The sequence below is a fragment of the Streptomyces sp. NPDC087787 genome (assembly GCF_044743035.1).
Lineage (GTDB): Bacteria > Actinomycetota > Actinomycetes > Streptomycetales > Streptomycetaceae > Streptomyces.
In genome coordinates, this window is the sequence record NZ_JBIUVQ010000010.1 from 206,092 (window position 1) to 231,204 (window position 25,113).

Here is a 25,113-nt window from a genome sequence, read left to right on the forward strand (position 1 = left end):
GGACAGCAGTCGGATCCAACTCTCTTCGAGTTCCCGCCCTTTACTGTGACGTGTATTACGGGGACAGTGTTGAGTGCGGGGCCGGGGGAAAACTCGTACCTTCCCGTGACGGCAGAGCCAGCGACGCGAGGATGAGCCGCCATGACGGTCGGGTGGTGTTCGCGCACGACACGAGCCGCGGTGTTCGCGGCCGTCTGCGTGCTGCTCGCCACCTTGGGGCACGTCCTGATGTCGAACGCAGCGGTGCCCTGGTGGGCTCTCGCCGCGGCGGCGGTGGTGACCGGTGGTACTGCGTTATGCCTGGCCGGCCGGGAGCGTGGACTCCTTCTCGTCCTCTCCGTCGCGGTGACCGTCCAGGCGGTACTGCACGTGTGGTTCTCGTACGTGCAGGAACTGTCGACGCCTTCCATGCCCCCGATGCCGTCCATGCCCGTGGCCCCCATGGGCATGGACGGCATGGGTGACGGCACTCCCTTCATGGACCACATGGTCTCGATGGCTCATATGGGCCACGCGATGGACCACATGGGCCAGGCGGGCTCCTTCACGGAGACGCTGAGCGCCCCGCATTCCATGACGGGAACAGGTCACGTCATGGGCGGGATGGCCACCACCGGAATGCTCGCCGCCCACCTGATTGCCGCGTTGATCTGCGGCCTGTGGCTCGCCTACGGCGAACGCGCCGCCTTCCGCGTTCTGCGCGCCGTGGCCGGATGGCTGGCCGCACCCCTGCGGCTGCCCCTCACCCTGCCCGCACCACCACACCGCCCGAACATCCACGTTCGCCGCGGCCGCTCCGCCCGTACGCCGCGCAGGCTGCTCGTTGCTCACGCGATCACTTCTCGGGGTCCGCCCGTGGGGTCCGCTGTCGTCTGAGACAGCCGGTTCCCCGGTCCGTCCGTGTGCGCCACGCCCGGACGGACCGGGCAACGGACGTACGCAGCCATGCGCGCGTACGCCCGCCACACTCCCACGCCATCACCGGATTGGCCGCGCCCAGGGGCCGGCGCGATCCGGATACCGGATTTTCCGGATTTCCGAGAAGGACATCAGTGATCAGTCCTGCCCTGCCCGCCGCATGCGACAAGACGCCGCCCAGGACGAGGGCGCACGACCAGAGGACGGCTGCCGACGAGTCGATAACGGCCTGGGCGCTCGCCGCCCGCGGCGGCGACCCCGAGGCCGTCGAGAACTTCGTCCGCGCCTTGCACAGAGACGTCCGCCACTACGTCACCTTCCTGAGCGCCGACCCCCAGGCCGCCGACGACCTGGCCCAGGACACCTTTCTGCGGGCCCTGGGCAGCCTGCACCGCTTCGAGGGCCGTTCCTCCGCTCGTACCTGGCTGCTGTCCATCGCCCGCCGCGCGGTGATCGACAGCTATCGGTACGACTCGGCGCGGCCTCGCTTGTCCGAGACCGAGGACTGGCAGACCGCCGCCGACTGTGTCCAGCCGCGTGGCCTGCCGGGCTTCGACGACGGCATCGCTCTCGCCGAACTGCTGGACATGTTGCCCGACGAGCGCCGAGAGGCGTTCGTCCTGACTCAACTCCTCGGCCTGCCCTACGCCGAAGCGGCCGAGCTCAGTGACTGCCCTATCGGTACGGTCCGGTCACGCGTAGCCCGGGCCCGCTCCTCTCTGATGCGGTCCCTGCGCGATGCCGAGAGAGCCGAACCGGTGGGCGCAGCGCCCCGGCGGGCGCCGGCGCCCACTCTGTGAGAGGCATCAGTCACGGAAGCCCCGGACCGGACGGCGGTGGCCCGGGGCTTCCGGTATCAAAGGGAAGTCGCGGCCGGCGCGACCCGGATGGTGCGGGCGGAGGAAGACGACGGCGCCGAAGATGGCGGGTGGCCTGCGTCCAGCCCTGACGCCGGTGGAGGGCCAAGGCGCGTGGCGATCGGAACAAGGTGAGTAGCCAGGCACGGACCGTGGGCGCGTCGACGGTCACCGCCTCCGGCAGGGCTGCGGTCAGGCCCGTGCCGTGGGCGGCGGGGCGGCCCGTGGGCTCGCCGATCTCCCGGGCCCCCGCACAGCCAGTCCGCCGTGCGCTGAGCTCGGTCACTGGTGTAGGTGGCCTACCCCGGGGAAAAGCGTGGGGGCCATGACGCTCGTTTGACGCTCCGGCCGTCCTACCGTCCGTCCCTGAGACCGGGAAAGCCCATCGGACCTGCATTTTCTTCGGTATGGGTATTCTGTGACCTCTTTCCGATGACGCATCATGTGGAGTGCGTGGCGATCCTGGAGCCGGTGAAGAAGGACGCGTGACCTACGGCTTTGCGGCGTTTGTCCGCTACTTGACCTGTGAACGGTGGCGATCGGCTGTAAAGGCTGGCTGACCTGCGAATTCAGGCGGGTGTGGCGACAGCGGCGCACGCCGTGTCCGTGCGGTTCTCGGGCTGCGCAGCAGACGTGACCCCCGCAGGCCGCCCGGGCTCTTTTACCTCCAGGTCGCCTCCTTCCACGCGGTCACGGCCTGCTCGTCGCGCTCGGCGACTCGTCGCGCGGGCACCTGGACAGACGGCACCACGACCCGCTCGGGCCTCGGGAGGCCAGAGCTTGCGAACCGCCGTCCCGCCACAACTGGTGCCACTGGGTCTCCAGGTCGACGGTCCAGCGCGCGCTCGCGGTTCCGATCTCCAAGCGCCACGGCATGGGCGCGGCGTTCCATCGCTGGCTCAGCGATCTGAGTGCCCGCGCGGATGAGTTCACCGCGGCCGAAGCCCCGACGCCGGCCTCGGTCACCGTGGACCTCCTCGCGTCGCTACTTGGGCACTGTTCGACGCGGAGAAGAAACTGACCCCCGAGTCCCGTCGCCAGGCCCTCAGGGTGCGAAGGTGCGACTTTGTTGAGCAGCACCTCGGCGACCCGGACCTCACGCCGGGAGCGATAGCCGCTGCGCACGGCATCTCTGTCAGCCATCTGCACGCGGTCTTCGCGGATCAGGACCTCACAGTTGCAGCCTGGATCCGCAACCGCCGTCTGGAGCGCTGCCGCCGTGACCTGGCCGACCCTCTCCATGGACGGTGCCATCTCCCGAAACCTCAGCTTCCGAATCTGCAACGTCAACCCCAACGGCACCATCACCGGCTGCGCCAGCGTGTCGTGACGGCAGGAACGACTCCGGCAGACGCCGCCGGAACTTCTCCCGATACAGCGTGAGGTCCTCGGCGACTGGGCCCGAGATGTTCGCCGCCTGTTCGGCTCGAAGAGGAGGGAGGGAATGTTGGTCTGAGGCTCGTTTGACGTCCTGGGCGCCCGCACGCGGGACAGCCACCTGCGGCTTCGTGCGGCGGCGTGCGCGTGGGGGAGTGTTCGGCCTCGACCGTGCCCGGCCCGGCGAGTCCTCTCGCCCACCGGTCAGCGGCTTGACCTTGACATGGTGGCAAGGTGTCCCCTGGGTGCGGGAGGTGGTTTCGATCAACCCGACAAACGGAACCCCGCAGAACGCCCGCGTGGTCGCCGCCCTGAGCGCCGCGGACTCGTCGGTCCGGCTTCAGGCGGCCCTGGCGGTCGGCTCGAACCCGGACCCCGGCTTCCTGGAGACGCTCGTCGAACGGTGCGCGGTCGAGCCGAACTTCTACGTGCGGGACATGCTGACCTGGGCGTTGACCCGCCTCCCGCCGGAGATCACCCTGCCGCGGTTCCGCCGGGAACTCGAATCCGAGCGCGCTCGGGCCCGCAGCCAGGCGTTGCACACCCTCTCCAAGATCGGCGACAGGAGCGCGTGGGCCTGGATCACGCGCGACATGCTGCGTGACGCCGACGACGAGGTCGCGCGGACCGCGTGGCGCGTCGCGGTCGTCCTCGTGCCCGAGGACGAGAAGAAGGACCTGACCGACGAGCTGGTCACGCAGCTCGGCCGCGGCGACCGCGATGTGCAGCTGAGCCTCAGCCGGGCCCTCGTCGACCTCGGCGATGTGACCGGGCCCGCCCTGGAGAAGGCCGCGGCGAGTCCCGACCCGGCGGTGGCCGCGCACGCCGGTGCCACCGAGCTGCTCCGGCGGAATCCGGAGACCGGTTTCGACGCGGCCGTCGACGAGGCGAAGCGAGTGGTGAGCCTCGGCCCGGAACGAGCCGCTGCCGTGGAGACCGCGGAATGCTGATCGGTGATGTGGCCCGCCACTCGGGGGTGAGCCCCCGGATGCTCCGGCACTACGACGCCCTCGGGCTGGTGCGGCCGACGGGTCGCACCGTCGGCGGCTACCGCGAGTACTCCGCCGAGGACGTCCGCAGGATCTTCCACGTGGAGAGCCTGCGGTCCCTCGGGCTCTCGCTCAAGCAGATCGGGCGCGCGCTGGAGGACCCGGCCTTCACACCGTCCGCCCTGGTCAGCGACCTCATCCGATGGACGGAAGACCGCTTGGAGCGGGAACGGGAGCTGCTGGACCGGCTCCGCGCCGTCGACGCGTCGGCGCCCACCGGCTGGCAGGACGTCCTGCGCATCGTCGAGCTCATGCAGGGGCTCAACTCGACCAGTGCCGCGCGCAGGCAGCAGGCCGTCCTGGCCCGGCCGGAGGGCGTACCGCTTCCCGCCGAGCTGCTGGCCGGGGCGGTCCTCACCGAATCCGACCCCAATGTCGCGGGCGCCCTGCGCTGGGCGCTCGCCCGGTCGGGCGGCGACGGAGTGGCGGCACTGGCCGCCGGCGCGCATTCGGAGGACGTCGACATCCGGCGACGCGCGGTGCTGGCGATCGCCGAGATGGCAGAGGCCCCGGGCGCGACCGCGGTGCTCGCGGACGCGCTCGGGGACCCGGACACGAGGGTGCGCAGGTATGCCGCTCCGGCGCTGGGCAGGCGTGGCGTGACCGAGGCCGTGCCGACGCTCGTCGGCATGGTGGTCGAGGGCTGCAACGACGTCGAAGCGGCGGAGGTCCTGGGAACGCTGTCCCAGGACCCCGCGTGCGCGGACCGGATCATGACGGCGGTGGTCGACGAACTCGCCACGCCCACCGCCGGCTCCGCGACGCGGATACGTCTGACCCAGGCGCTGGTCGAGCTGTCGGGGACATCCGCGCAGGAGGTCCTTCGCCAACTGGCCCAGGACGACGACCCCGCTGTCGCCCGCGTTGCCTCGGCCCTGGTCACGATGGTCGACGAGCGGTCTACCGAAGACCGAGGCGACGAGGATTCCTGAAGAGGCCGGCCGCTGAGAAAACCTGGCCCCTGTCGGGGTCAGGTCGTCGTCGACGACTTCCCGGCCGTCGGCTTCTCGCGGAGGGCGTCGACGACCGCGCGCTCCAGGACCGCCGACTTGTTGATCAGGGTGCCCTTCTTGCCCAGGGAGGTGTCCCTGATGAGGTAGCTCCGGCGCCGTCGAAACGGATGAGGAAGCCCGGGCATCGCACTTCCCCGGCTCTCCCACGATTCGCATCGACGGCCGGGATCCATTCCCCGCCGCCACTGAGACATACGGCCTGACCTGCCGCGTCTAGTCGACGCCTGGCGGCCTCGCAGGCGCGCCCACCGTCGAACAGCTCGTCCAGGCTTTCACCCGGCTTCTTTCCCTTGAGCGGACTTCGCCAGTTCCGCGTTGAACTGAGCGCCGACCAGAAGAGCCAGGTTGGCCAGCCACAGCCAGACCAGGAAGACCACGGCGCCCGCCAGTGAGCCGTACAGACGGTGATAGGTGCTGGCGTGGGAGGTGTAGACGCCGAAGCCGAGCGAGACGGCCAACAGGAGTCCTACCGCCAAGGTGCCGCCGGGGGCCATCTTCCGCACAGGGCGGGAAGGCGCGGGGCCCGAACGGTACAGCACGAGCACCAGGGCGACGGCGACCGCGGCCACGACGGGCCATCGCAGCGCACCCCAGACGGCCTGCGGCCCGGTACCCAGGTCCAGCGCCCGGCCCAGACGCCGGGTCAGGCTGCCGGTGAGGAACAACGCCAGGGTGGTCGTGAGAAGCAGCGAGATCAGGACGAGGGCCGTGGCGACGATGCGCGGGGCGGTGCGCCAGACCGGCCGACGTGCGCTGACGCCGTGCATGGCGTGCAACGCCCGGCGGAAGACGCTCAGATAGCTGGATCCCGACCACAGGGCTCCCGCTCCGCCGAGAAAGATCAGCGTCCATGCCGCTGACGACTGTTCGGCCATCTGCCGCAGGGTGCTGCGCAGCAGTGCGCGGGACGCCACCGGAGCGGCCTGCGACAAGCGGTCGATGACCTCCGGTCTGGCCGTCGGAATGGTCAGTCCCACAATCGAGAGGATCACCAGCAGCACCGGAAACAGGGCCAGGACCGCGTAGTACGTCAAAGCGGCGGCCCAGTCCGTGACGTCGTCGTCCCAGACCGCCACCGGCGTTCGGCGCAGCGCCGCCGACCACCGGCCAGCGCGGCCTTCCGCGTCGGTCATGAGGCGGATGCTCTCACCCCCGTCCTCGGGCCGCTTCCTGAGTCAAGGAAGTCCGATAACCCATTCCGTGGTCTCACGGGCACCACCCGCGCTCCAAACGGCTCGTGCCCCGGTTTTCCCTTCATAAACGAGACACCATTGCGGAATGCCATTGACATTGCGGGGCAGTCGGGGGACAGGAGGTTGATAAACATGGTTCCCCTGCTGCTCGTTCTGCTTCTTGCGCTGATTCTCTTCGGTGTCGGCTTCGCCATCAAGATTCTTTGGTGGGTCGCCATCGCCGTCCTGGTGCTGTGGCTTCTCGGCTTCGTCATGCGCTCGACCACCGCCGGCGGTGGCCGAGGCCGTTGGTATCGATGGTGACCTGACTCGCATGTGCGCGTGCTTCGCAGGGCTCGGCCGATGTGACGGCCGGGCCCTGCGACATGCCTGACCGGAGGCTCAGAGGTGCGCGTCGGCCGCCAGTGCCGTGAACGCCGACCAGGCGTCGGGGGAGACGGCCAGCTCCTGCCTGTCCGCGTCCTTCGAGTCCCGGACGAGAACGGCGCCGGGGCGCAGGGCGACCTCTACGCAGTTGCCGCCTCCACCGCCGCTGTAGCTGCTCTTGAACCAAGCAAGTTCGGTGGTCCTCATAGCGCTCCTCGCATCTGCTTCAGCAGGCTCGCGGTCGCCTGATGGCTCAGTGCCTGTGAACGCATCTTGCCATAGCGCTGAAGCATGGCGCTTGCGGCTTTTGTGTCGGTGACGAGCATGCTGCAGTCGTGGGCTTCCACGTAGCCGACCCATCGGTTCTCGGCTTGTTTCAGCGAGATAGAGAGGGCCTTCGAAGCCTGCGTGATCCTCTTGGACCAGAGGCATGACTTGGATCTCCACGTTGCGGAGACGGCCCACATCAAGCAGGTTGTCGAGCAGCACTCGTGTCACGTCAACACCGGCCAAGCAGCGTTCCAGCAGAGCCTGCTCGACGATGAAGCTGAATGTGCTGTTCGGCCGCTCCCGCAGGAGGCGCTGGCGTTCGAGCCGGGCCGTGACTTGTTGTTCGAACTGCTCCTCGGACAGCGGCGGCAAGCGCCGCTCGAAGAGGGCGCGAATGTACGGCTCGGGCTGAAGCAGGCCCGGGATGACAGCGCACTCGTACGCAAACAGCGAGATCGCATCCTCCTCGACCCCCGCCCACTGCCGGAACCACGACGCCAGTCCCGCCTTCCGCGTCAGGCTCCTCGCCGCAGCCTCCAGCACCCGTGACGCGACCGCGCCCAGGATTTCGTCCGACCGCTTCAGCAGTTCCCTCGGCGGGAAACGCCTCCCCTGCTCGATCTTGGCGACGTACGCGGGTGAGTAGCGCACCAGCGGGGCGAACTGCTCCTGTGTCAGGCCGGCTTCCTCCCGGAGGGCCTTGAGGACCGCGCCGAAGGTCCTCAGGCTGTCGGAGAGTTCCGGCTCGCAGCCCCCGCCCGCCCCGCCACCGTTGTCCGTCGTCATCGCAGCCGCCTTCCCCTGTGCCACCGGGCCGTACCCGTGCCGTACCGTTCGTCGTCCGGGCTGCGCCACGCCAGACCGATCAATGCTCACGCACAGCGACCGACCCGGTCCGGTGCGTGAACCAGTACAACGTGATCTGTATCAGCGCCGGACCTGCCGACGGGCCGTCAACTGGCGGCACCCTGGCCCGCATGCCAGCCCTGAACCACGAATCCACCACCCCCACACGCACGTTCGCGCAGCGTTTCTCCGCCACCCGGCGCGGTGCCCGCCTCGCCCGGCTGCTCGCCGCGCACCAGCTCACCGAGTGGGGGCGTCCCCACGGGACCGAAGGGCATGACACCGTCGTGCTCGTCGTCGCGGAGCTCGCGGCGAACGCCGTTCTCCACGGCCGTGTCCCGGGGCGGGACTTCGCCCTCGCCCTGTTCCTCGAGGAGGGCCGGGACGTCGTCCGGATCGAGGTGACCGACACCCATCCCGCCCGACCGGCGCGTATGGCTCCCGGACCGGACCAGGACGGGGGCCGTGGCCTGGTCCTCGTCGACGCGCTCGCCGCCGACTGGGGCGTACGCGACCGCCTCGGCCCCGGCAAGACGGTCTGGGCCGAGTGCGCGCTGTGAGGAGGGCTTACGAGTTCGACCGCAAGAGATCGGCCGAGGGTTCAGTCACCCAGGGACGACAGCGCGGCCCCGACCCGTTCGGCTGCCTCCGGTGGGGTCGAGGCGTGCGGGGAGAGCCTGAGGGAGTCGGTGCGCACGGTCGGGGTGACGCCTTCCGCCTGCAGCGCCTTGGCGACGAGGGACGGATCGTGGGCCGGCAGGGTGAAGGAGAGGATGCCCGCGCACCGCGCCGGGTCGGTGGGGGAGAGGACGCGGCCGCCGTACGCCTCGACGGTCTCGGTGAGTTCGGCGATCCGGACGGCGATCGCGGCTTCGATCGCGGTGACGGTGTGCCGCTCGACGAGCTCCAGCGCGGCCGCGAACGCGGCGGCCGTCACCGGGCTCAGATTGGTGATCGACCACCGTCGGGCGTCCGGGGCGGGCGGGTGCTCGGCTCCGTCGAAGAGGCCGACGTCCTCCACACCCGTCCAGCCGGTGAGGACCGGCTCAAGGGATTGCAGGGCGCGGTCGGACAGCGTGGCGAAGCCGGTCGACCATCCGGCGCGCAGCCACTTCTGGCCGCCCGCGACCACCACGTCGGCGGCGTCCCAGGGCAGAGCTGCGACACCGAACGCCTGGATGGCGTCCACGATCAGCAGCCGGTCGGGTCCGATCGCCTCGCGCAGCGCCGCCAGGTCGGCGCGGAAGCCGGTGCGGAAGTCCACGGCGCTGACCGACACGGCCACGACGTCGTCGGTCAGCGCGGCGCGGACCAGGTCGGGAGTGACTCCGGAACCGGGCGCGGGATCGAGCCAGCGCGGCGTGGCCCGGCCCAGGTCCGCGCTGCGCCGCCACGGGTAGTGGTTGGCGGGGAAGTCGGTGCGCGGCGCGAGGACCACGCCCTCCCGTACGCCGAGCGCGGCGTGGAACAGACCGGTCGACGCGTTCGGGAGCAGCACGGTGTGCCGTGCGTCGGTGCCCGCGAGGCGGGCGGCCGTGTCCCGCGCGGTCTCCTCCGCGCGCATCAGCGTGTCCACGGTGGTGTGGTCGGCGTGTGCCGATGCCTCCAGTGCTCGCGCGGTGGCGGTGACGGCGTCCCGGGACGGCGGCCCGAAGCGTGCGAAGTCCAGGTACCCGGCGGGTGTGTCGAAGTGGCTGGCGTACGACGTGAGCACGGGGCTCGTCCCTCCGGGGTGGTGCGGGCGGATCGGGTGGCGCGGCGGGCGGTGGAACGCAGTCCGGTGGCGCTCCGGAGCCCGCCCGCGCATCCTGTCACAGCGCTTCGATTGCTCCGGATGGTGAGATGGCCGTGCGCGAGTCGAAACCTCTCGGTGGAGAAGATCACGTCCGAGATCGCGGTCTTGGCCGGGCGGGCGGCACGCGATACGGTCTGTCCGATATCGACGACGGCGAGACGGAAGCCGGTGGGAATCCGGCACGGTCGCGCCACTGTATGCGAACGCCTCCGGGCGTTCGTGAGTCAGACCCGTGGCTGTCGTCCTGTGCACCACCGAGATGGGACGCGAACTCCCAGAGGAGGTTCTGCCATGGCGCAGACCGTCGCCCAGCCGACTGCCACCGCCGCCCCCGCCCCGCTGCCGCTGAAGGCGATAGCTCCCTGGGCGGTCTTCTTCGGCGTTCTCATGCTGGTCCTGCTGTACTTCGTCGGCGCCGAGCAGGGCGCCACCTCCGTGTTCAGCGGCACGGACGTCCACGAGTGGGTGCACGACGCCCGCCACCTGCTCGGCTTCCCCTGCCACTGAGCCGGGGGACGCCGCACGCCCATGAACTCCGCAACGGTAAGAAACCTCCTGGTGCGGGGCATGCTCGCCGGCCTCGCCGCCGGTGTGCTCGCCCTCGTCGTCGCCTACTTCCTGGGGGAGCCGTTCGTCGACAAGGCGATCGGCTTCGAGGAGGCGCACGCCCACGGGCACTCCCACTCCCATGACGAGGTCGAAGTCGTCTCCCGTTCCCTCCAGTCCACCGCCGGTCTGGCCACCGGCATCCTCGTCTACGGGGTCGCCTTCGGCGGCATCGCCGCGCTCGCCTTCTGCTTCGCGCTGGGCCGCGTGGGCCGCTTCTCCCCGCGGGCGACCGCGCTGCTGCTGTCCGGCTGCGCGCTGCTGGCCGTGTACGTCGTGCCGTTCCTGAAGTACCCGGCCAACCCGCCCGCGGTCGGTGAGGGAGACACCATCGGCAAGCGCACGACGCTGTACTTCCTGATGATGCTGCTCAGCATCCTCCTCGCGATCGCCGCCACCATCCTTGGCAAGCGCCTCGCGCCCGCGCTGGGCACGTGGTACGCGACGATGACCGCGGTGGCCGCCTTCGCCGTGGTGATCGGGCTGGCGTACGCCTTCCTGCCCGCCGTCAACGAGGTGCCGTCGCACTTCCCGGCCACCGTGCTGTGGCGGTTCCGGCTCTCCGCGCTGGCCATCCAGGCCGTCCTGTGGGGCGGGTTCGGGCTGGTCTTCGGCGAGTTGGCCGAGCGGCTGCTGAACCCCCGGCCGGCGACCGCCGCGTCCGTACAGGCGGTGCCGGCCGCGCACTGAACCCCTTCAGTCCGCACGAGCACCCTTCAGCGCGCACGACAGGGCCCCTCGGAATGGTCCGGGGGGCCTGTCGCGTTCGGTCAGGGCGCCGCCAACGGCTGCCCGAGTCGCAGATTCCAGCGGCCGGCCCGTCCGCTGAGCTCCGTGGCCGTCAACGGCGGTACGTCCAGCCGCCAGAAGCCGGCCAGGGGCAGGTCCAGCACATGGACGATCGCGGCCCGTACGACCTCCGGCTCGACCACGGCGAGCGTACGGCCGCCGGTGTCCCGCGCGGTGTCCAGCCGACGGCCGACCCGCTCGCACACGTCCCGCACCGACTCGCCGCCGTGCGGCGCGCAGTCGGGGTCGGCGAGCCAGCGGCCCACCGCCTCCGGCTCGGTGGTCATCACCTCCTCCAGGGTCCGGCCCCGCCAGCGACCCGCGTCCAGACCCGCCAACTCGGCCGCCGGCACGCCGTCGAGACCGAGCGCCGAGGCCGTCTCCCGGCAGCGCACGCTCGGGGACAGGAGCACCCGGGCGGCCGCGGGCAGCGATCCTGCCGCCGAACGGGCCTTGGCCGCACCGCCGTTGTCGAGCGAGTCGCCGTCGTCGAACCGGGCCTGCCGCAGCGACGGGCTCGTCGCGGGCGAGATGAGCGTCATACGGCTGGTCAACGTCACTCCTACCGTGCGGTGTTGACGGCGGTGCCCGCGGCGCGCAACGCCTCGACCTCGTCGGGTGGCGCGGATTCGTCGGTGACGAGGGTGTGCAGTCGCGCGACCGGTACGACGAAGGCGTGTGCCGTGCGGGAGAGTTTGCTGCCGTCGGCCACGGCGAGCACGCGCCGGGCGGAGTCGATCGCCGCCCGCTTCACCGCAGCGTCGTCCAAGTCGTAGGCGGTGAGGCCCTGTTGCGCATTGAGCCCGCAGCAGCCGACGACGGCGGTGTCGAAGCGCAGCGCCGCCAGCGAGGACAGGGTCAGGGGGCCGGTGAGGGCCCCCTCGCCCGGTCGGGGCCGCCCGCCGGGCACGAGGAGGGTGGTCTGCCCGGGGCCGTCGGCGAACACGTTGACGGCCTGGAGCGACAGTGGCATCACGGTCACCCGCCGGCCGCGCAGTGCCCTCGCGACCTCCAGGCACGTGGTGCCGCTGTCGAGGACGACCGTCTCCCCGTCGGCGATCAGCGCGGCCACCTCCGCGCCGATGCGCTCCTTGGCCCGCGTGCCCTCCTGCGCGCGCAGGGTGAAGGGGGGCTCCTCGCCGCGCAGCAGCAGGGTCCGGGCGCCGCCCCGGTAGCGCTCCAGCACGCCTTGGGCCGCCAGGGTCTCCAGATCTCGGCGTACGGTCATCTCCGAGGCCCCGGTCAGTTCGGCCAGCCGGCCGACGCCGAGGCTGCCCGCCTCCCGCACCGCGTCCGTGATCTGCCTCAGGCGGTCCATGTTCCCCATGGCCGTGATTGAACACCATGCGCTGCCAAACAGAAATACTGTGAGAAGGAACCCTTTTCAAACAAGCAGAATGTTCGATACGTTCGTACCATGGAGCGATCCCTTCGTGTCGCGCGTCTGGCGACCTTCGCGTACTTCATCCTCAACGGGACCCTGCTGGGGATGTGGATCGTGCAGATCCCGGCCATCGAGCACCGCGTCGGCGTCAGTCACGCCGTCCTGGGCGGCTTCCTGCTCCTGCTCGGAGCGGGCGCCTTCGTGGGGATGCAGCTGGCCGGGCCGGTCGCCGACCGCCTCGGCACCCGGATCGTCGTGCCCGCCTCGGGCGTGCTGTGCAGCGCCGCCCTGGTACTGCCCGGACTGGCCTCCCAGCCGTGGATGCTCGCCGCCGCCCTGATCGCGCTCGGGTTCGGCAACGGCTGCCTGGACGTGAGTATGAACGCCCACGCCGTCCAGGTCGAGAAGGCGTACGGACGCCCGGTGATGTCCGCGTTCCACGCCACGTTCTCCGTCGGCGGCGTGGTGGCCGCCCTCGCGGGTGCCGCCGTCGCGAGCGCGGGCTGGACCCCGGGGGCGACGCTCGGCACGGCCGCAGCGCTGGGAGTGGTGGCCTCCGTGTGCGCCGCCCCCGGTCTGCTGCCCTCCGCCGCGTCCAGCGTCGCGGGACCGGGCGCGGATGCCGGGGCCGAGTCCACGGCCGGGTCCGGCGGGCAGGGCGAGCAGGCGGACCGGGCGCGCACCCGTATCTGGATCCTGGCCGTCCTCGCGCTGATGGTCATGCTGTGCGAGGGCGTCGCCAACGACTGGAGCGTGCTGCACCTGCGGACCGTCCTAGGCGCCTCCGACAGCACCGCGGCCTTCGCCTACGGCGCGTTCGCCGCGACGATGACCGTCGGCCGTCTGCTCGCCGACCGCGTCTCGGCCCGCTTCGGCCCCGCCGCGATCCTGCGCTACGGAGCCTCGGTCGCCGCCGTCGGCATGGCGGCGGCCGCCCTGTCGCCGTGGACGCCGCTCGCCCTGGCCGGCTGGGGGCTGTTCGGTGCCGGGCTCTCCGGCTGCGTTCCCCAGCTCTTCAGCGCCGCCGGACACGCCGACGCCGACGCCGCCGGCGCCAACGTCTCCAAGGTCGCCGGGCTCGGCTACCTGGGCATGCTCGCGGGACCGGCCGTCATCGGCTGGCTCACCCGCCTGGTGCCGCTGAACCTGACCTTCTTCCTCCCCGTGACCTGCTGTGTCGTCGCGGCGGCGACGGCGGGGGTGCTGCGGTCGCGGGGGAGCACGGTCGCGGGCCGCGGGCCCGTCCCCGAGGCGGGGCCCCGTACCGCGTCACCCCTCCGGGGTGAGCAGAGTGCCGCCGAGGGTCGAGGCGCGGGCCACTAGCGCGGGGCGCAGCCGCCGGGAGCGGCCCTGCTTGCCGTTCAGCATGGCGACCAGGGTCGTCGCCGCCACCTCGCCCATCCGGTACATCGGGGAGCTCACGGAGGTCAGGGAGACCGGGAGGGCCGCCGCCAGGGGGACGTCGTTGTAGCCGACGATCGCCACGTCCCGGCCGACCGTGAGGCCCGCGTCCCGGACCGCCGCCATCACGCCGATCGCCGCGAAGTCGTTGACCGCGAAGACGGCGGTGGGCCGCGGGCGCAGGGCCAGCAGCCGCTCGGCCGCCGCCCGGCCGCCGGGCACGTCGAAGCGGGACGGCACGACATGGCTTGCGGGCACCGGCAGGCCCGCCTCGGCGAAGGCGTCGAGGAAGCCCTGGGTGCGCTCCGCGCCGGTACTGGCGTAGGGCTCGCCGGCCACCACCGTGACCCTGCGGTGGCCGAGTTCCAGCAGGTGCTCCGCGGCCAGTCGCCCGCCGAGGATGTCGTCGGTGGTCACCGAGACCCGTCCCGGCAGCCGGCGCGACACCAGCACCAGGGGGACGCGTCGGCGGGCAAGCTCGGCGACGAGGTCGGTGTCGGAGCGGGCGTCGCCGAGCACCAGGCCGTCGACGCGCCGGGCGAGCAGGGCGTCGGCCCGCCGCCGTTGCAACTCCGGGTCGTCGGCGGTGTTGGCGACCACGGTGTGGTAGCCGGCGGCCGCCGCGGCCGTGTCGATGCCCTCGTAGACGGTGGCGAGCACGATGTCGGTCAGCCTCGGGACGAGTACGCCCAGCATCCGGGAGCGGCCGGTGCGCAGCGCCGCCCCGGCCGGGTCCCGCTGGTAGCCGAGTTCCTCGGCGAGTGCGCGGATCACCGTGGCGGTGTCGGCGGCCACCCCGCTCCGTACGCTCTCGTCCGGGCTCAGTGCCCGTGACACCGTGGAGACGTGGACCCCCGCCTGCCGGGCTATCCGGGCCAGTGTGACCGGGGCACGACCGGTCTGTGCACCGGCCCCCGCCCGCGCTCCCTGCCGATCCACGCTGGTTGCCCCTCTTCTCGTTTCGTCCGGGTCCTTCTCGGTGCTCCCCGACGCTTCCCGGGTTTCGCCGGGCTCCTGCCGGAACTCGCAGTGCCCCCGCGTCGCGCCCTTGAGCTTCGCACATCCCCGAACCGTCCGGCCAGACAAGTGTGCGGCAACCCATTGACCCGCCGCAATCGTTTGCATAGCCTCTCCGCAATCGATTGCGGAGAGAGGGTCCATGCGTCGTATCGAGGTCGTGGCAACCGGCGGCACCATCGCGAGCCGGTCCGGGGCGGAGGGCCGCCGGGCGACCGTGCTCGCGGCAGAACTGGTCGCGTCGGTCGGCCCGCTGCCGGAAGGCGCGGAGGTGAGCACGCGCGACGTGGTCACCCGGGGCAGCTACGCCTTCGACACCGCCGACCTGCTGGCGCTGGCCCGCGAGGTGCGCGGCACACTGCGCGACGGCGCCGACGGGGTGGTGATGACGCACGGCACCGACACCATGGAGGAGACCGCGTTCCTGCTCGACCTGGCCTTCGACGACCCGCGGCCGATCGTGCTGACCGGTGCGCAGCGCCCGTTCGACGACCGTGCCGCCGACGGTCCGGGCAACCTGGGCGACGCCCTCGCCGTGGCCGCCGACGACGCCGCCCGCGGGCACGGCACGCTGCTGGTCTTCGACGGCTTTGCCTTCCCCGCCCGCGGGGTGCGCAAGAGCGACACCATGTCGGCGCACGCCTTCACGGCACCCGGCCGCGGTCCCGCGCTGCGCGTGGTGGGCCGGCGGGTGGTCCCGCTGTGGCAGCCCGCGCCCAGCCCGCGGCTGCCCCTCGACCTCGACCTGCCCCGGCTGCCCCGGGTGGACGTGGTGCCGGCCTACCCCGGGGCGGACGGGCTGTTCGTCCGGGCGAGCCTGGCCGCGGGCGCGGCGGGGGTCGTGGTGGCGGCGGTCGGCGCGGGCAACGCCGGACCGGAGCTGGTGGAGGCGGTCGCCGAGGCCGTGGCGGCGGGCCACCCGGTGCTCATCTGCTCACGGGTGCACTCGGGCCCGGTCGAACCCCTCTACGCGGGCGGCGGAGCCGAACTGCAACGGGTCGGCGCGATCTTCGCCGGCGATCTCAGCCCCTGGCAGGCCCGGCTGCTTCTGGCCGCCGCGAGCACGGTACCCGGACGGTCGCCGGCCGCAGCCGTCCGCGCCTGGCTCGCCGGACGGGACCTGTCGTCCGGCACCGGCTCATGACCGCTCCCCGGCCGCCTGAGCTCCCGGCTCCCCGACCCGTTCCGACTCCCTGACCCCTCCCCGTTCCTCGTCCCCCGACCCCTCCCCGTTCCGACTCCCCGACCCGTCCCCGTCCCCGTCCCCCGACCCCTTCCGATCCCCCCACGCAGCAACCAACCCCAGCAAGAGCAAGGAGATTTCGATGACCAAGGAAATCCTCGTCGGCTTCGGTGTGGACGTAGACGCCGTCGGCGGATGGCTCGGCTCCTACGGGGGCGAGGACTCGCCCGACGACATCTCCCGCGGGCTGTTCGCGGGCGAGGTCGGCGTGCCGCGCCTGCTGGAGCTGTTCCGGCGCCGCGGCCTGACCCAGACGTTCTTCTGGCCCGGCCACTCCGTCGAGACATTCCCGGAGGAGTTCGACGCCTGTGTCGCCGCCGGCCACGAGATCGGCGTGCACGGCTACAGCCACGAGAACCCGATCGCCATGAGCCGCGAGCAGGAGGCCGCGGTCCTGGACCGCTGCATCGAGCTGATCGAGACCCGCTCCGGGCGCCGCCCGACCGGCTACGTGGCCCCCTGGTGGGAGTTCAGCCCCGTCACCAACGAACTGCTCCTCGAACGCGGGATCAAGTACGACCACTCGCTGATGCACCGGGACTTCGAGCCGTACTACGTGCGGGTCGGCGACTCCTGGACGAAGATCGACTACAGCCGGTCGGCCGAGGACTGGATGAAGCCGCTGGTGCGCGGCCGGGAGACGGACCTCATCGAGATCCCGGCGAACTGGTACCTCGACGACCTGCCTCCGATGATGTTCATCAAGGCCAGCCCGAACAGCCACGGCTTCGTCAACCCCCGTGACATCGAGCAGATGTGGCGCGACCAGTTCGACTGGGTGCACCGGGAGATGGACCACGCCGCCTTCACCATGACCATCCACCCCGACGTGGCCGGCCGCCCGCAGGTGCTGCTGATGCTGGAGCGGCTGATCGACCACATCAACTCCCACGAAGGCGTCCGCTGGGTGACCTTCGACCAGATCGCGGACGACTTCGCCGCCCGCAACCCGCGTCAGAAGGGCGACAGCAGATGACCACCACGCAGGAGCAGCAGACCGTCCACGAGAGAGACTGGCCGCGCGGCGGCGCACCCTCGGACGAGGTCCTCTTCAAGGGCCCCCCGGCCCTCAGCCGGCGCACCATCACCACCACCACCGTGGTGTGCTTCCTGGCCTGGGTCTTCTCGGTCTACGACTTCGTGCTCTTCGGCACCCTGCTGCCGAAGATATCCGAGACGTTCGGCTGGAGCACCGGACAGGCCACGGCCATCGCGACCGGGGTGACGGTGGGCACCTTCGTCGTCTCGCTGCTGGTCGGGCCGATGCTGGACCGCTGGGGCCGCAAGCCCAGCCTGATCGTCACCACCGCGGGCGCGGCGCTCTCCTCCGGCTTCACCGCCCTGGTCGGCGGCGCCGCCTCCCTCATCGGTGTCCGGGCCATCTCCGGCCTCGGCTACTCCGAGGAGGTCGTCAACAGCGTCTACCTCAACGAGATGTACGGCAGGAGCCGGCGCCGCGGCTTCATGTTCAGCCTGGTGCAGAGCGGCTGGCCGGTCGGCGCGCTGCTCGCGTCGGCGTTCGCCGCCGTGCTGCTGCCGGTGATGAGCTGGCGCTGGATCTTCCTCCTCGCCACCTTCCCGGTGGTGGTCATCATCGTCGCCGGGTCCAGGCTCCGTGAGTCGCCCTCCTTCGTCGCCCTGAAGCGGACGCGGGAGCTGCGCAAGGACGGGCGCGAGGCCGACGCGGCCCGGCTGGCGGAGCTCTACAGCCTCGACATCACCCGGGACGACGAGTCCGGTCTGCGCCAGCTCTTCGCCCCGGACCTGCGCCGCCACACCCTGTGCCTGTCCGGAGCGTGGCTGTTCAACTGGATGGGCATCCAGGTCTTCTCGGTGCTGGGCACCACGATCCTCACCGACGGCAAGGGCGTCTCGTTCTCCAGCGCGCTGGTCGTGCTGATCCTGGCCAACCTGGCCGGTTTCCTCGGCTACCTCTTCCACGGGTACCTCGGTGACCGGATCGGCCGGCGGACGACCATCATCGTCGGCTGGAGCATCGGCGGCATCGTGATGACGGCGATGCTCTTCGGGCCGAACAGCAGCGCGTACGTCATCCCGATGTACGCCCTGGGGCTCTTCTTCCTCCTCGGCCCGTACTCCGCCATGGTGTTCTACATGGGCGAGTCGTTCCCCGCCCGGGTCCGTGGGATCGGCTCCAACACCGCCCACGTGATGGGCCCGGTGGGCGCGATCGTCGGCTCGGCGCTGCTCAGCGCCATCATCGGGATCGGTGCGAGCGCCACCATGGCCGCGTTCCTCGCGGGCGCCCTGGGGATGTTCATCTCCGGCGTCCTGATGCTCGGCGCCCGCAACGTCAGCCAGGACGCGGACGAGGAGTCCGCCCCCGCGGCCGCGACGCCCGCCGCCTGAGCAGCCCCTCCTCCCTTCCCCTCCCTCTTCCGGTGCGTGGCGGCCCACACCCGCCACGCACCGGAAAACCCACGAAAGGCAGGACATGCCCTCCAGCGAACACACCGCACCGGTCCGCGACGACGGGCTGGCCGGCAAGGTGGCCGTCATCACCGGCGGCGCGAGCGGCATCGGCCGCGCCCTGGCCGTGGCGTACGCGCGCGCCGGGGCCGACAGCGTCGTCGGCTTCTACCCCAAGGACCCGCACAGCGCGGAGGAGACCATACGGCTGGTCGAGGCCGTCGGCGGCCGGTGCACCGCGGTCGCGGTCGACGTCCGGGACAGCGGGCAGGTCGACGCCCTGGCCCGGTCCGCCGTGGAGACGTACGGGCGGCTGGACATCGCCGTCGCCGGAGCCGGAGTGCTGCGCCGGGCCGCCCTGGCCGAACTCGACGACGACGCCTGGAACGACATGCTCTCGGTCGACCTGACCGGGGTGCTGCGCACCTTCCGCTCCGCCGCCGCGGTGATGACCGGCCCCGGTGCCATGGTGGCGGTCTCCTCCATCGCCGGCGGGGTCTACGGCTGGGACGACCACGCCCACTACGCCGCCGCCAAGAGCGGGGTGCTGGGGCTGTGCCGTTCGCTGGCGACCGAACTCGCCCCGCGCGGCATCCGCGTCAACACCGTCATCCCCGGCCTGATCGAGACCCCGCAGTCGCTCGACGAGGCCAACTCGCTGGGCCGCGCGGGGCTGGAGCGGGCCGGCCGGAGCATCCCGGCGGGCCGGGTGGGCCACGCCGACGAGGTCGCCCGCGCCATCCGCTTCCTCACCAGCGACGACGCCGCGTACATCACCGGCCGGGAACTGGTCGTGGACGGCGGTCTGACGGTCCGGTGGCCGGAGTGACGGCGCGGCGGCAGGACACGGAACAGCGCGGAAAGGTGAACGGCATGGGTGTGCTCCAGGATCAGGTCGCCCTGGTGACCGGCGCGGCGAGCGGCATCGGCACGGCGATCGCCGACGCCTACGCGGCCGAGGGCGCGCGGCTCTTCCTGGCCGACCGCGACGCCGGCCGGCTCGCCGCCCTGGCCGAGCGCTACGCGCGGCAGGGCACGAAGACTGCCACCGCGGTCGTCGACGTGGCCGACGCGGAGCAGACCCGGCACATGGTGGAGAGCTGTGCGGCCGCCCTGGGCGTGCCCGACATCCTGGTCAACTCGGCGGGGATCCTCACGGAGGTCCCGCTGGTCGAGATGGACGTCGAGACCTGGGACGAGATGATCGCGATCGATCTGCGCAGCGTCTTCCTGTGCTGCCGGTGGACGGTCCCGCACATGGTCGCCCGCGGCAGCGGCCGGGTCATCAACATCGCCAGCCAGCTGGGCATCAAGGGGGGCGAGGGCCTCGTGCACTACTCGGCCGCCAAGGCCGGCGTCATCGGGCTGACCAAGGCCCTCGCCCGTGAGGTGGCCCCGCACGGGGTGCTGGTCAACGCCATCGCTCCGGGCCCGGTGTTCACCCCGCTGGTGGAGGGGATCAGCGAGGACTGGAAGCAGGCCAAGCAGGCCGAGCTGCCCCTCGGCCGGTTCGGGGTCCCGGCGGAGGTAGCCCCCACCGCCGTGCTGCTGGCCAGTGATCCGGGCGGCAACCTCTACGTGGGGCAGACCCTCGGACCCAACAGCGGCGACATCATGCCGTGAAGCCCTGACAGGAGGGAGCCACGATGTGCGGAGCCTGCGGCGCGGGCCGTTCCGTACCGCGCTGGGAGGACGTCCTTGCCCCGCCCGGGCGCTCGGTCCTGGCCGCCCGCGCGGCGCGGACCGAACGACTCCTGGGGCCCGGATCGGGACTGCGGGTCCGGGCCTGGCTGTCCGCGGGATACCTGCTCGGAGACCGGGTCGGCCGTACCGTGCACGCGGCGGACCTGGACACGCTGTGGCGTGCGGCCGCCGAGCGCGGCGCTCGGCCGGCGGGCCGGCTGTCGCTGCGGGGTCCGGCCGGCACCGTGCCCGTCGAGGTGCCCGGCGGCTGGGACCCGGCCACGGTCGCGGTGTGGTGCGCCGCCGTGGCCCGGACGGAACCGGACGCCTCGCTGGAGGTCACCCTCCCCGACCCCGGCGGGGCGCGCACCGTGCTGGTGGAGATCGCGTCGGGCGCCGTACGGGCCACGGTCCTGGAGGCCGGCCCGGCCGGCCCGGAGCGCGGGGGCGTGATCCTGGTCGGCGGAGTCGGCGCGGCCGGTGCGGCCCGGTATCTGACGGACTGTCATCAGGTGGTGCGTGCGCCTGCGGGCGGCCTGTAGCGGGCTGGGCCGATGCCGTCGAAAGTTTCGAAGGTGTCGGTCCTTCAGTTGATCTAGCGCCTGGAGGCCTCGCCGGGCTCGCCTGGGCGAATCACGCCTCCACGGCTCTGAGCAGGAAAAACATGCTTCCTTGGAACTTCGAGGTCGAGCGAACGTTTCGAAATTCTGACCGAAACTGTTGACAGCCGCCGGACCCGGCTCAACACTTCACACCGCTGCGTCACCTCCTGGCAGCCGGCTGTTCCGCGAGGTCCTGTCGTGCTGCCCGCCCCCCACCACCTTCACGAGGAGGAAGCACGGACATGAACACGCTCGTCCGGACGACCGGCCGCAGACGCGGTCGCTTCACATGGTTCATCAGGAGCCTCTGTGCCGCCGCCATGGTTGTCATGGCCGCGATGACCTTGCCGGGCACCGCCAGCGCCGACACGGTCATCACCTCGAACCAGACCGGCACCAACAACGGCTACTACTACTCGTTCTGGAGCGACGGCGGCGGCTCGGTCTCCATGAACCTCGGCTCCGGCGGCGGCTACAGCACTCAGTGGAGCAACGTCGGCAACTTCGTGGCCGGCAAGGGCTGGGCCACCGGCGGACGCAAGGCGGTCAACTACTCGGGCAGCTTCAACCCGTCCGGCAACGCCTATCTGGCCCTCTACGGGTGGACGACCAACCCGCTCGTGGAGTACTACGTCGTCGACAACTGGGGCACCTACCGGCCCACCGGAACGTTCATGGGCACCGTCACCAGCGACGGCGGCACGTACGACATCTACAAGACGACGCGGGTCAACGCTCCCTCCATCGAGGGCACTCGGACCTTCGACCAGTACTGGAGCGTCCGTCAGTCGAAGAAGACCGGTGGAACCATCACCACCGGCAACCACTTCGACGCCTGGGCGGGCAAGGGAATGAAGCTGGGCAGCTTCAACTACATGATCCTCGCGACCGAGGGCTACCAGAGCAGCGGCAACTCCAACGTCACCGTGAGCGACGGCGGTTCCGGCGGCGGCGGTTCCGGCGGCGGCGGTGGCGGTGGCGGCGGTGGCACCGGTGGGTGCACCGCGACGCTGTCGGCGGGTCAGCAGTGGAGCGACCGGTACAACCTGAACGTGTCGGTGAGCGGTTCGAGCAACTGGACGGTGACGATGAACGTCCCGTCGCCGGAGAAGGTCATCGCGACCTGGAACATCAGCGCGAGTTATCCGAGTTCGCAGGTGCTGGTCGCCAAACCCAACGGCAACGGCAACAACTGGGGTGTGACCATCCAGACCAACGGCACGTGGACCTGGCCCACGGCCTCCTGCAGTACGAGCTGACCCGGCCGACACCGAAGACCTCTTCAGAAAGGTCCCAAGCCGCATGAGTACCAGACCACTTGCGTCACTCCGGTCCCTGGTCGCGGGACTGGCCGTCGCGGCGCTCGCCGTGGCCGGCTCCCTCACCGTCGAAGCCGCTCCGTCGTACGCCGCCACCTGCAACGGCTATGTCGGGCTCACCTTCGACGACGGTCCGTCCAACGACCGCACCCCGGCCCTGCTCAACGCGCTGAAGCAGAACGGGCTGCGGGCCACGATGTTCAACGAGGGCCAGTTCGCGGCCTCCTACCCGGCCCAGGTGCGAGCCCAGGTGGACGCCGGCATGTGGGTCGGCAACCACAGCTACACCCACCCGCACCTGATCCAGCAGAGCCAGTCGCAGATCGACTCGGAACTCTCCCGGACCCAGCAGGCCATCGCCGCCGCGGGCGGCGGTACGCCGAAGCTGTTCCGGCCGCCCTACGGCGAGACCAACTCCACGCTGAAGTCGGTCGAGGCCAAGTACGGCCTGACCGAGATCATCTGGGACGTCGACTCGCAGGACTGGAACGGAGCGAGCACCGACGCGATCGTGCAGGCCGTCTCCCGGCTGGGCAACGGCCAGATCATCCTCATGCACGAGTGGCCCGCCAACACGCTCGCGGCGATCCCGCGGATCGCCCAGACACTGGCCTCCAAGGGCCTGTGCTCCGGCATGATCTCCCCGCAGACGGGCCGCGCCGTGGCCCCCGACGGCGGCGGTTCCGGCGGTGGTGGCGGCGGTGGTGGTGGCGGTGGCACCGGTGGGTGCACCGCGACGCTGTCGGCGGGTCAGCAGTGGAGCGACCGGTACAACCTGAACGTGTCGGTGAGCGGTTCGAGCAACTGGACGGTGACGATGAACGTCCCGTCGCCGGAGAAGGTCATCGCGACCTGGAACATCAGCGCGAGTTATCCGAGTTCGCAGGTGCTGGTCGCCAAACCCAACGGCAACGGCAACAACTGGGGCGTGACCATCCAGACCAACGGCACCTGGACCTGGCCGACGGTCACCTGCAGTACGAGTTAGTCGTCCGGTGGCGCGGCGGGACCACGGCCGCCGCGCCATCGGCGGTTCGCGGTTGGCGCGAGCGCGCGCGGGGGTCACCGGAAGCGGGCCCCCGCGCGCTCAACCCTTCTTCGGCGCGGTCGGCTTCGGCGCTTTCGGCTTCGGTGCCGTCAGTGAGATGTCCTGGCTCGACAGCGTCTGCGGGGTGGCCGTGTACGCGCGCAGACGGATGCGGACACCGCGCCGGGGGACGGTGAACCTGCCGCCGGGCGCCCGCAGTTCGAGGCGGGCGGTGGAGTGTCCGGGGATCGTGGCCGGACCCTTCGCCAGGGACCAGAACTTGCCCGCGCCCTGGCTCGTGGTGAGCATGAAGTGGGGCGTGAGGGGAACGCCGCCGGTGTTGGTGACCTGGAGGCTCAGCAGGGAGACGTGCCGGGCCGAGGACCGCTGCACCCCCGTGACCCGCATGGCCAGCGGCGGCCTGCCCGTCACCGCCAAGGCGGCACTGAGCAGCGCGGGAACGACGAGGAGCCCGGCCGCCGCGATCCGGGCCGGGCGCCGGTGCGGCCCCGACAGCGGGCGCGGCCGGGGCTGCCAGGCCCGAGTGAACTCCGAGGGCGGCGCCGTGACCACGGCCGCCAGCCACAGCGGGGTCATCATCAGGTAGTAGCCGTCCTGGGAGCGGGTCGCCAGGAAGAAGGCGCACCAGGGCAGCACGGTCGCCGCCGGGCCGAGCCGCCGTACGAAGAGCACGAACAGGGCCAGCAGGCCCGCGGCGAGGAACACACTCGCATGCGAGTACCAGTCCAGGCGGTCGCTGCCGTCGGTGAAGTACAGGGAGACGTCCACCAGGCCCTGTCCGTGCAGCACCGCGCCCTGGGTCAGCGGCAGCGCGACGCCGCTCAGCCAGTCGCCCGCCTCGTGCACGATGAAGTACGCGTCGACCAGCAGCCATACGGTGACGGCGGTGCCGAGCACCCGGAGCAGCACCGACAGGGCCTGCCGGTGGCCGAGTTCGCCGCGGCGCACCGCGTAGATCCCGGCCAGCAGGAACGGGGTCACGAACCAGGGGAGTTGCTGCGCCGCGCACGCCGCCCCCAGGCACGCGGCGCGGGCCAGGCCGGCCGCGCCGAGCCGCCCGCCCTCACCGATCCGGGGCCAGCGCACCACCACCGGGATCAGCAGTGCCAGGGCGAGGATCGCCGGATAGCCGAGGCGCCCGTAGGTCGGCAGGAAGCCGAAGCCCAGGCACACCATGGTGGCCGCCGGACGCCACCGGGGCGGCAGCATCCGCCACAGGAGGACCGTGCCGACGATCAGTGCGCCCGTGCTCACCGCCGTCGCGGGGGCGCCGCCGTGCCCGAGCCACAGCAGGGGCGCGGTCAGCAGCACCGACAGCGGGGGGTAGCCGTAGGTGTAGTCGTAGCCGCCGTACACGGTGGGGGTGAGCGCCACGCGGCCGTGGAAGAGCCAGGGCCAGGGCTGCCCGTACACCGGGTGCCCCGCGACCAGTTCCCTCGCCGCCTGCGAGGTGAGGACGGCTTCGTCGCCGCCCGCGTGGTTCAGGACCCAGGTGCACAGGACGAGCGTCACCGCGGTCAGCAGCACGCACAGGTCAACGCGGGCCAGGGACCGCGTCCGGCGGACCACCAGGGCCAGCACCCCGCAGACCAGGATCGAGGCGTAGCACAGGGAGATGACGCCGGCGACGGGGAGCAGCCGGGACGCGGCCTGCGTCCACGCCGTCCGGGTGCCGATGAAGAGACTGACGACGGCCAGCAGTGTCAGGACGCGATGCCACTGAGCCGGCGGTTCCGGGGCGGACACCGCCGACAGTGTCCGCCGACCGGGTGCCACCAGCTGTTGTTCTGCCAAGTGCACGACATGCGACGGTAATCGGATCCGGTGAGCGGCGCGTGGCGAGGGGTGAAGAGTCCGGTGTGAACGCGGTAAGAAGCCTCTTTCCCGCAGGAAACGGTCAAGCTGCG

General features: G+C 71.3%; 25 protein-coding genes, 1 pseudogene and 1 riboswitch. Of the genes and pseudogenes, 17 read left to right on the forward strand and 9 right to left on the reverse strand.

The window, feature by feature from the left end; translation table 11 throughout:
• The first annotated feature begins 141 nt into the window (after positions 1 to 141).
• From ACIOWN_RS18215 to ACIOWN_RS18230, 4 genes are all read left to right on the forward strand, one after another.
• On the forward strand, positions 142 to 876 hold the full coding sequence (locus ACIOWN_RS18215) for a hypothetical protein (protein ID WP_362356016.1): 735 nt from the start codon (positions 142 to 144) through the stop codon (positions 874 to 876).
• Between the two features lie 176 nt (positions 877 to 1,052).
• Positions 1,053 to 1,718 carry a sigma-70 family RNA polymerase sigma factor gene (locus ACIOWN_RS18220; protein ID WP_362356014.1) on the forward strand — a complete coding sequence of 222 codons (666 nt, stop codon included), beginning with the start codon at positions 1,053 to 1,055 and terminating at the stop codon, positions 1,716 to 1,718.
• A 1,679-nt stretch (positions 1,719 to 3,397) separates the two neighbouring features.
• On the forward strand, positions 3,398 to 4,102 hold the full coding sequence (locus ACIOWN_RS18225; protein WP_401982733.1) for a HEAT repeat domain-containing protein: 705 nt from the start codon (positions 3,398 to 3,400) through the stop codon (positions 4,100 to 4,102).
• Entirely contained in the window at positions 4,096 to 5,133 is a 1,038-nt protein-coding gene (locus ACIOWN_RS18230; protein WP_362356010.1) for a MerR family transcriptional regulator, read from the forward strand. Before ACIOWN_RS18225 ends, ACIOWN_RS18230 begins: the two co-directional genes overlap by 7 nt.
• A gap of 38 nt (positions 5,134 to 5,171) precedes the next feature.
• Here the strand turns inward: ACIOWN_RS18230 and ACIOWN_RS18235 are convergent, their stop codons facing one another.
• Positions 5,172 to 5,339, reverse strand: coding sequence for a hypothetical protein (locus tag ACIOWN_RS18235; RefSeq protein WP_401982734.1), 168 nt, complete (start codon positions 5,337 to 5,339; stop codon positions 5,172 to 5,174).
• Positions 5,340 to 5,486: 147 nt separating this feature from the next.
• Positions 5,487 to 6,347, reverse strand: coding sequence for a YihY/virulence factor BrkB family protein (locus ACIOWN_RS18240; protein WP_362356007.1), 861 nt, complete (start codon positions 6,345 to 6,347; stop codon positions 5,487 to 5,489).
• 192 nt (positions 6,348 to 6,539) lie between these two features.
• On the opposite strand from ACIOWN_RS18240, the gene ACIOWN_RS18245 reads away from it, so the two are divergent.
• On the forward strand, positions 6,540 to 6,710 hold the full coding sequence (locus tag ACIOWN_RS18245) for a hydrophobic protein (protein ID WP_362356005.1): 171 nt from the start codon (positions 6,540 to 6,542) through the stop codon (positions 6,708 to 6,710).
• A 78-nt stretch (positions 6,711 to 6,788) separates the two neighbouring features.
• On the opposite strand, the gene ACIOWN_RS18250 is transcribed toward ACIOWN_RS18245, so the two are convergent.
• Together ACIOWN_RS18250 and ACIOWN_RS18255 are read right to left on the reverse strand one after the other, a co-directional pair.
• On the reverse strand, positions 6,789 to 6,980 hold the full coding sequence (locus ACIOWN_RS18250; protein ID WP_362356003.1) for a DUF397 domain-containing protein: 192 nt from the start codon (positions 6,978 to 6,980) through the stop codon (positions 6,789 to 6,791).
• A pseudogene (locus ACIOWN_RS18255) lies at positions 6,977 to 7,829 on the reverse strand (helix-turn-helix domain-containing protein). Before ACIOWN_RS18255 ends, ACIOWN_RS18250 begins: the two are co-directional and overlap by 4 nt.
• Before the next feature lie 191 nt (positions 7,830 to 8,020).
• Here ACIOWN_RS18255 and ACIOWN_RS18260 point away from each other — a divergent pair.
• Entirely contained in the window at positions 8,021 to 8,449 is a 429-nt protein-coding gene (locus tag ACIOWN_RS18260; RefSeq protein ID WP_401982736.1) for an ATP-binding protein, read from the forward strand.
• Positions 8,450 to 8,490: 41 nt separating this feature from the next.
• On the opposite strand, the gene ACIOWN_RS18265 is transcribed toward ACIOWN_RS18260, so the two are convergent.
• Positions 8,491 to 9,603, reverse strand: coding sequence for an aminotransferase class V-fold PLP-dependent enzyme (locus ACIOWN_RS18265; protein ID WP_401982738.1), 1,113 nt, complete (start codon positions 9,601 to 9,603; stop codon positions 8,491 to 8,493).
• 195 nt (positions 9,604 to 9,798) lie between these two features.
• Positions 9,799 to 9,939: riboswitch (cobalamin riboswitch) on the forward strand.
• Between the two features lie 36 nt (positions 9,940 to 9,975).
• Here ACIOWN_RS18265 and ACIOWN_RS18270 point away from each other — a divergent pair.
• Together ACIOWN_RS18270 and ACIOWN_RS18275 are read left to right on the forward strand one after the other, a co-directional pair.
• Positions 9,976 to 10,191, forward strand: a complete 216-nt coding sequence (locus tag ACIOWN_RS18270; RefSeq protein WP_100570620.1) for a CbtB-domain containing protein — start codon at positions 9,976 to 9,978, stop codon at positions 10,189 to 10,191.
• Between the two features lie 21 nt (positions 10,192 to 10,212).
• Complete coding sequence (locus ACIOWN_RS18275; protein WP_362355996.1) at positions 10,213 to 10,980, forward strand: CbtA family protein; 768 nt, start codon at positions 10,213 to 10,215, stop codon at positions 10,978 to 10,980.
• A gap of 80 nt (positions 10,981 to 11,060) precedes the next feature.
• On the opposite strand, the gene ACIOWN_RS18280 is transcribed toward ACIOWN_RS18275, so the two are convergent.
• Together ACIOWN_RS18280 and ACIOWN_RS18285 are read right to left on the reverse strand one after the other, a co-directional pair.
• Positions 11,061 to 11,633: a histidine phosphatase family protein gene (locus tag ACIOWN_RS18280; RefSeq protein WP_401982740.1), complete on the reverse strand. Its 573-nt coding sequence runs from the start codon at positions 11,631 to 11,633 to the stop codon at positions 11,061 to 11,063.
• Positions 11,634 to 11,641: 8 nt separating this feature from the next.
• Positions 11,642 to 12,406 carry a DeoR/GlpR family DNA-binding transcription regulator gene (locus ACIOWN_RS18285; RefSeq protein ID WP_362355992.1) on the reverse strand — a complete coding sequence of 255 codons (765 nt, stop codon included), beginning with the start codon at positions 12,404 to 12,406 and terminating at the stop codon, positions 11,642 to 11,644.
• A gap of 90 nt (positions 12,407 to 12,496) precedes the next feature.
• On the opposite strand from ACIOWN_RS18285, the gene ACIOWN_RS18290 reads away from it, so the two are divergent.
• Positions 12,497 to 13,786, forward strand: a complete 1,290-nt coding sequence (locus ACIOWN_RS18290) for an MFS transporter (RefSeq protein WP_401982742.1) — start codon at positions 12,497 to 12,499, stop codon at positions 13,784 to 13,786.
• Here the strand turns inward: ACIOWN_RS18290 and ACIOWN_RS18295 are convergent.
• Positions 13,733 to 14,803: a LacI family DNA-binding transcriptional regulator gene (locus tag ACIOWN_RS18295; protein WP_401982743.1), complete on the reverse strand. Its 1,071-nt coding sequence runs from the start codon at positions 14,801 to 14,803 to the stop codon at positions 13,733 to 13,735. The genes ACIOWN_RS18290 and ACIOWN_RS18295 overlap by 54 nt on opposite strands.
• Positions 14,804 to 15,023: 220 nt before the next feature.
• Here ACIOWN_RS18295 and ACIOWN_RS18300 point away from each other — a divergent pair, with 220 nt between their 5' ends.
• From ACIOWN_RS18300 to ACIOWN_RS18335, 8 genes are all read left to right on the forward strand, one after another.
• Entirely contained in the window at positions 15,024 to 16,025 is a 1,002-nt protein-coding gene (locus ACIOWN_RS18300; RefSeq protein ID WP_401982745.1) for an asparaginase, read from the forward strand.
• Positions 16,026 to 16,206: 181 nt separating this feature from the next.
• Entirely contained in the window at positions 16,207 to 17,100 is an 894-nt protein-coding gene (locus ACIOWN_RS18305; RefSeq protein ID WP_401982747.1) for a polysaccharide deacetylase, read from the forward strand.
• A complete protein-coding gene (locus ACIOWN_RS18310) occupies positions 17,097 to 18,494 on the forward strand; it encodes an MFS transporter (protein WP_401982748.1) in 1,398 nt (465 codons plus the stop codon). Before ACIOWN_RS18305 ends, ACIOWN_RS18310 begins: the two co-directional genes overlap by 4 nt.
• Positions 18,495 to 18,579: 85 nt before the next feature.
• Complete coding sequence (locus ACIOWN_RS18315) at positions 18,580 to 19,383, forward strand: SDR family oxidoreductase (RefSeq protein WP_362355982.1); 804 nt, start codon at positions 18,580 to 18,582, stop codon at positions 19,381 to 19,383.
• A gap of 44 nt (positions 19,384 to 19,427) precedes the next feature.
• Entirely contained in the window at positions 19,428 to 20,177 is a 750-nt protein-coding gene (locus ACIOWN_RS18320; protein ID WP_362355980.1) for an SDR family NAD(P)-dependent oxidoreductase, read from the forward strand.
• 23 nt (positions 20,178 to 20,200) lie between these two features.
• Positions 20,201 to 20,779, forward strand: coding sequence for a hypothetical protein (locus tag ACIOWN_RS18325; protein ID WP_401982750.1), 579 nt, complete (start codon positions 20,201 to 20,203; stop codon positions 20,777 to 20,779).
• A gap of 302 nt (positions 20,780 to 21,081) precedes the next feature.
• Positions 21,082 to 22,098 (forward strand): glycoside hydrolase family 11 protein, encoded by a 1,017-nt coding sequence (locus ACIOWN_RS18330; RefSeq protein ID WP_401982751.1) that lies wholly within the window; start codon positions 21,082 to 21,084, stop codon positions 22,096 to 22,098.
• Positions 22,099 to 22,141: 43 nt separating this feature from the next.
• Positions 22,142 to 23,146, forward strand: a complete 1,005-nt coding sequence (locus ACIOWN_RS18335; RefSeq protein WP_362355974.1) for a polysaccharide deacetylase family protein — start codon at positions 22,142 to 22,144, stop codon at positions 23,144 to 23,146.
• Positions 23,147 to 23,245: 99 nt separating this feature from the next.
• Here ACIOWN_RS18335 and ACIOWN_RS18340 read toward each other — a convergent pair whose 3' ends face one another.
• Positions 23,246 to 24,952, reverse strand: coding sequence for a hypothetical protein (locus ACIOWN_RS18340; RefSeq protein WP_401982753.1), 1,707 nt, complete (start codon positions 24,950 to 24,952; stop codon positions 23,246 to 23,248).
• Positions 24,953 to 25,113: the final 161 nt, after the last annotated feature.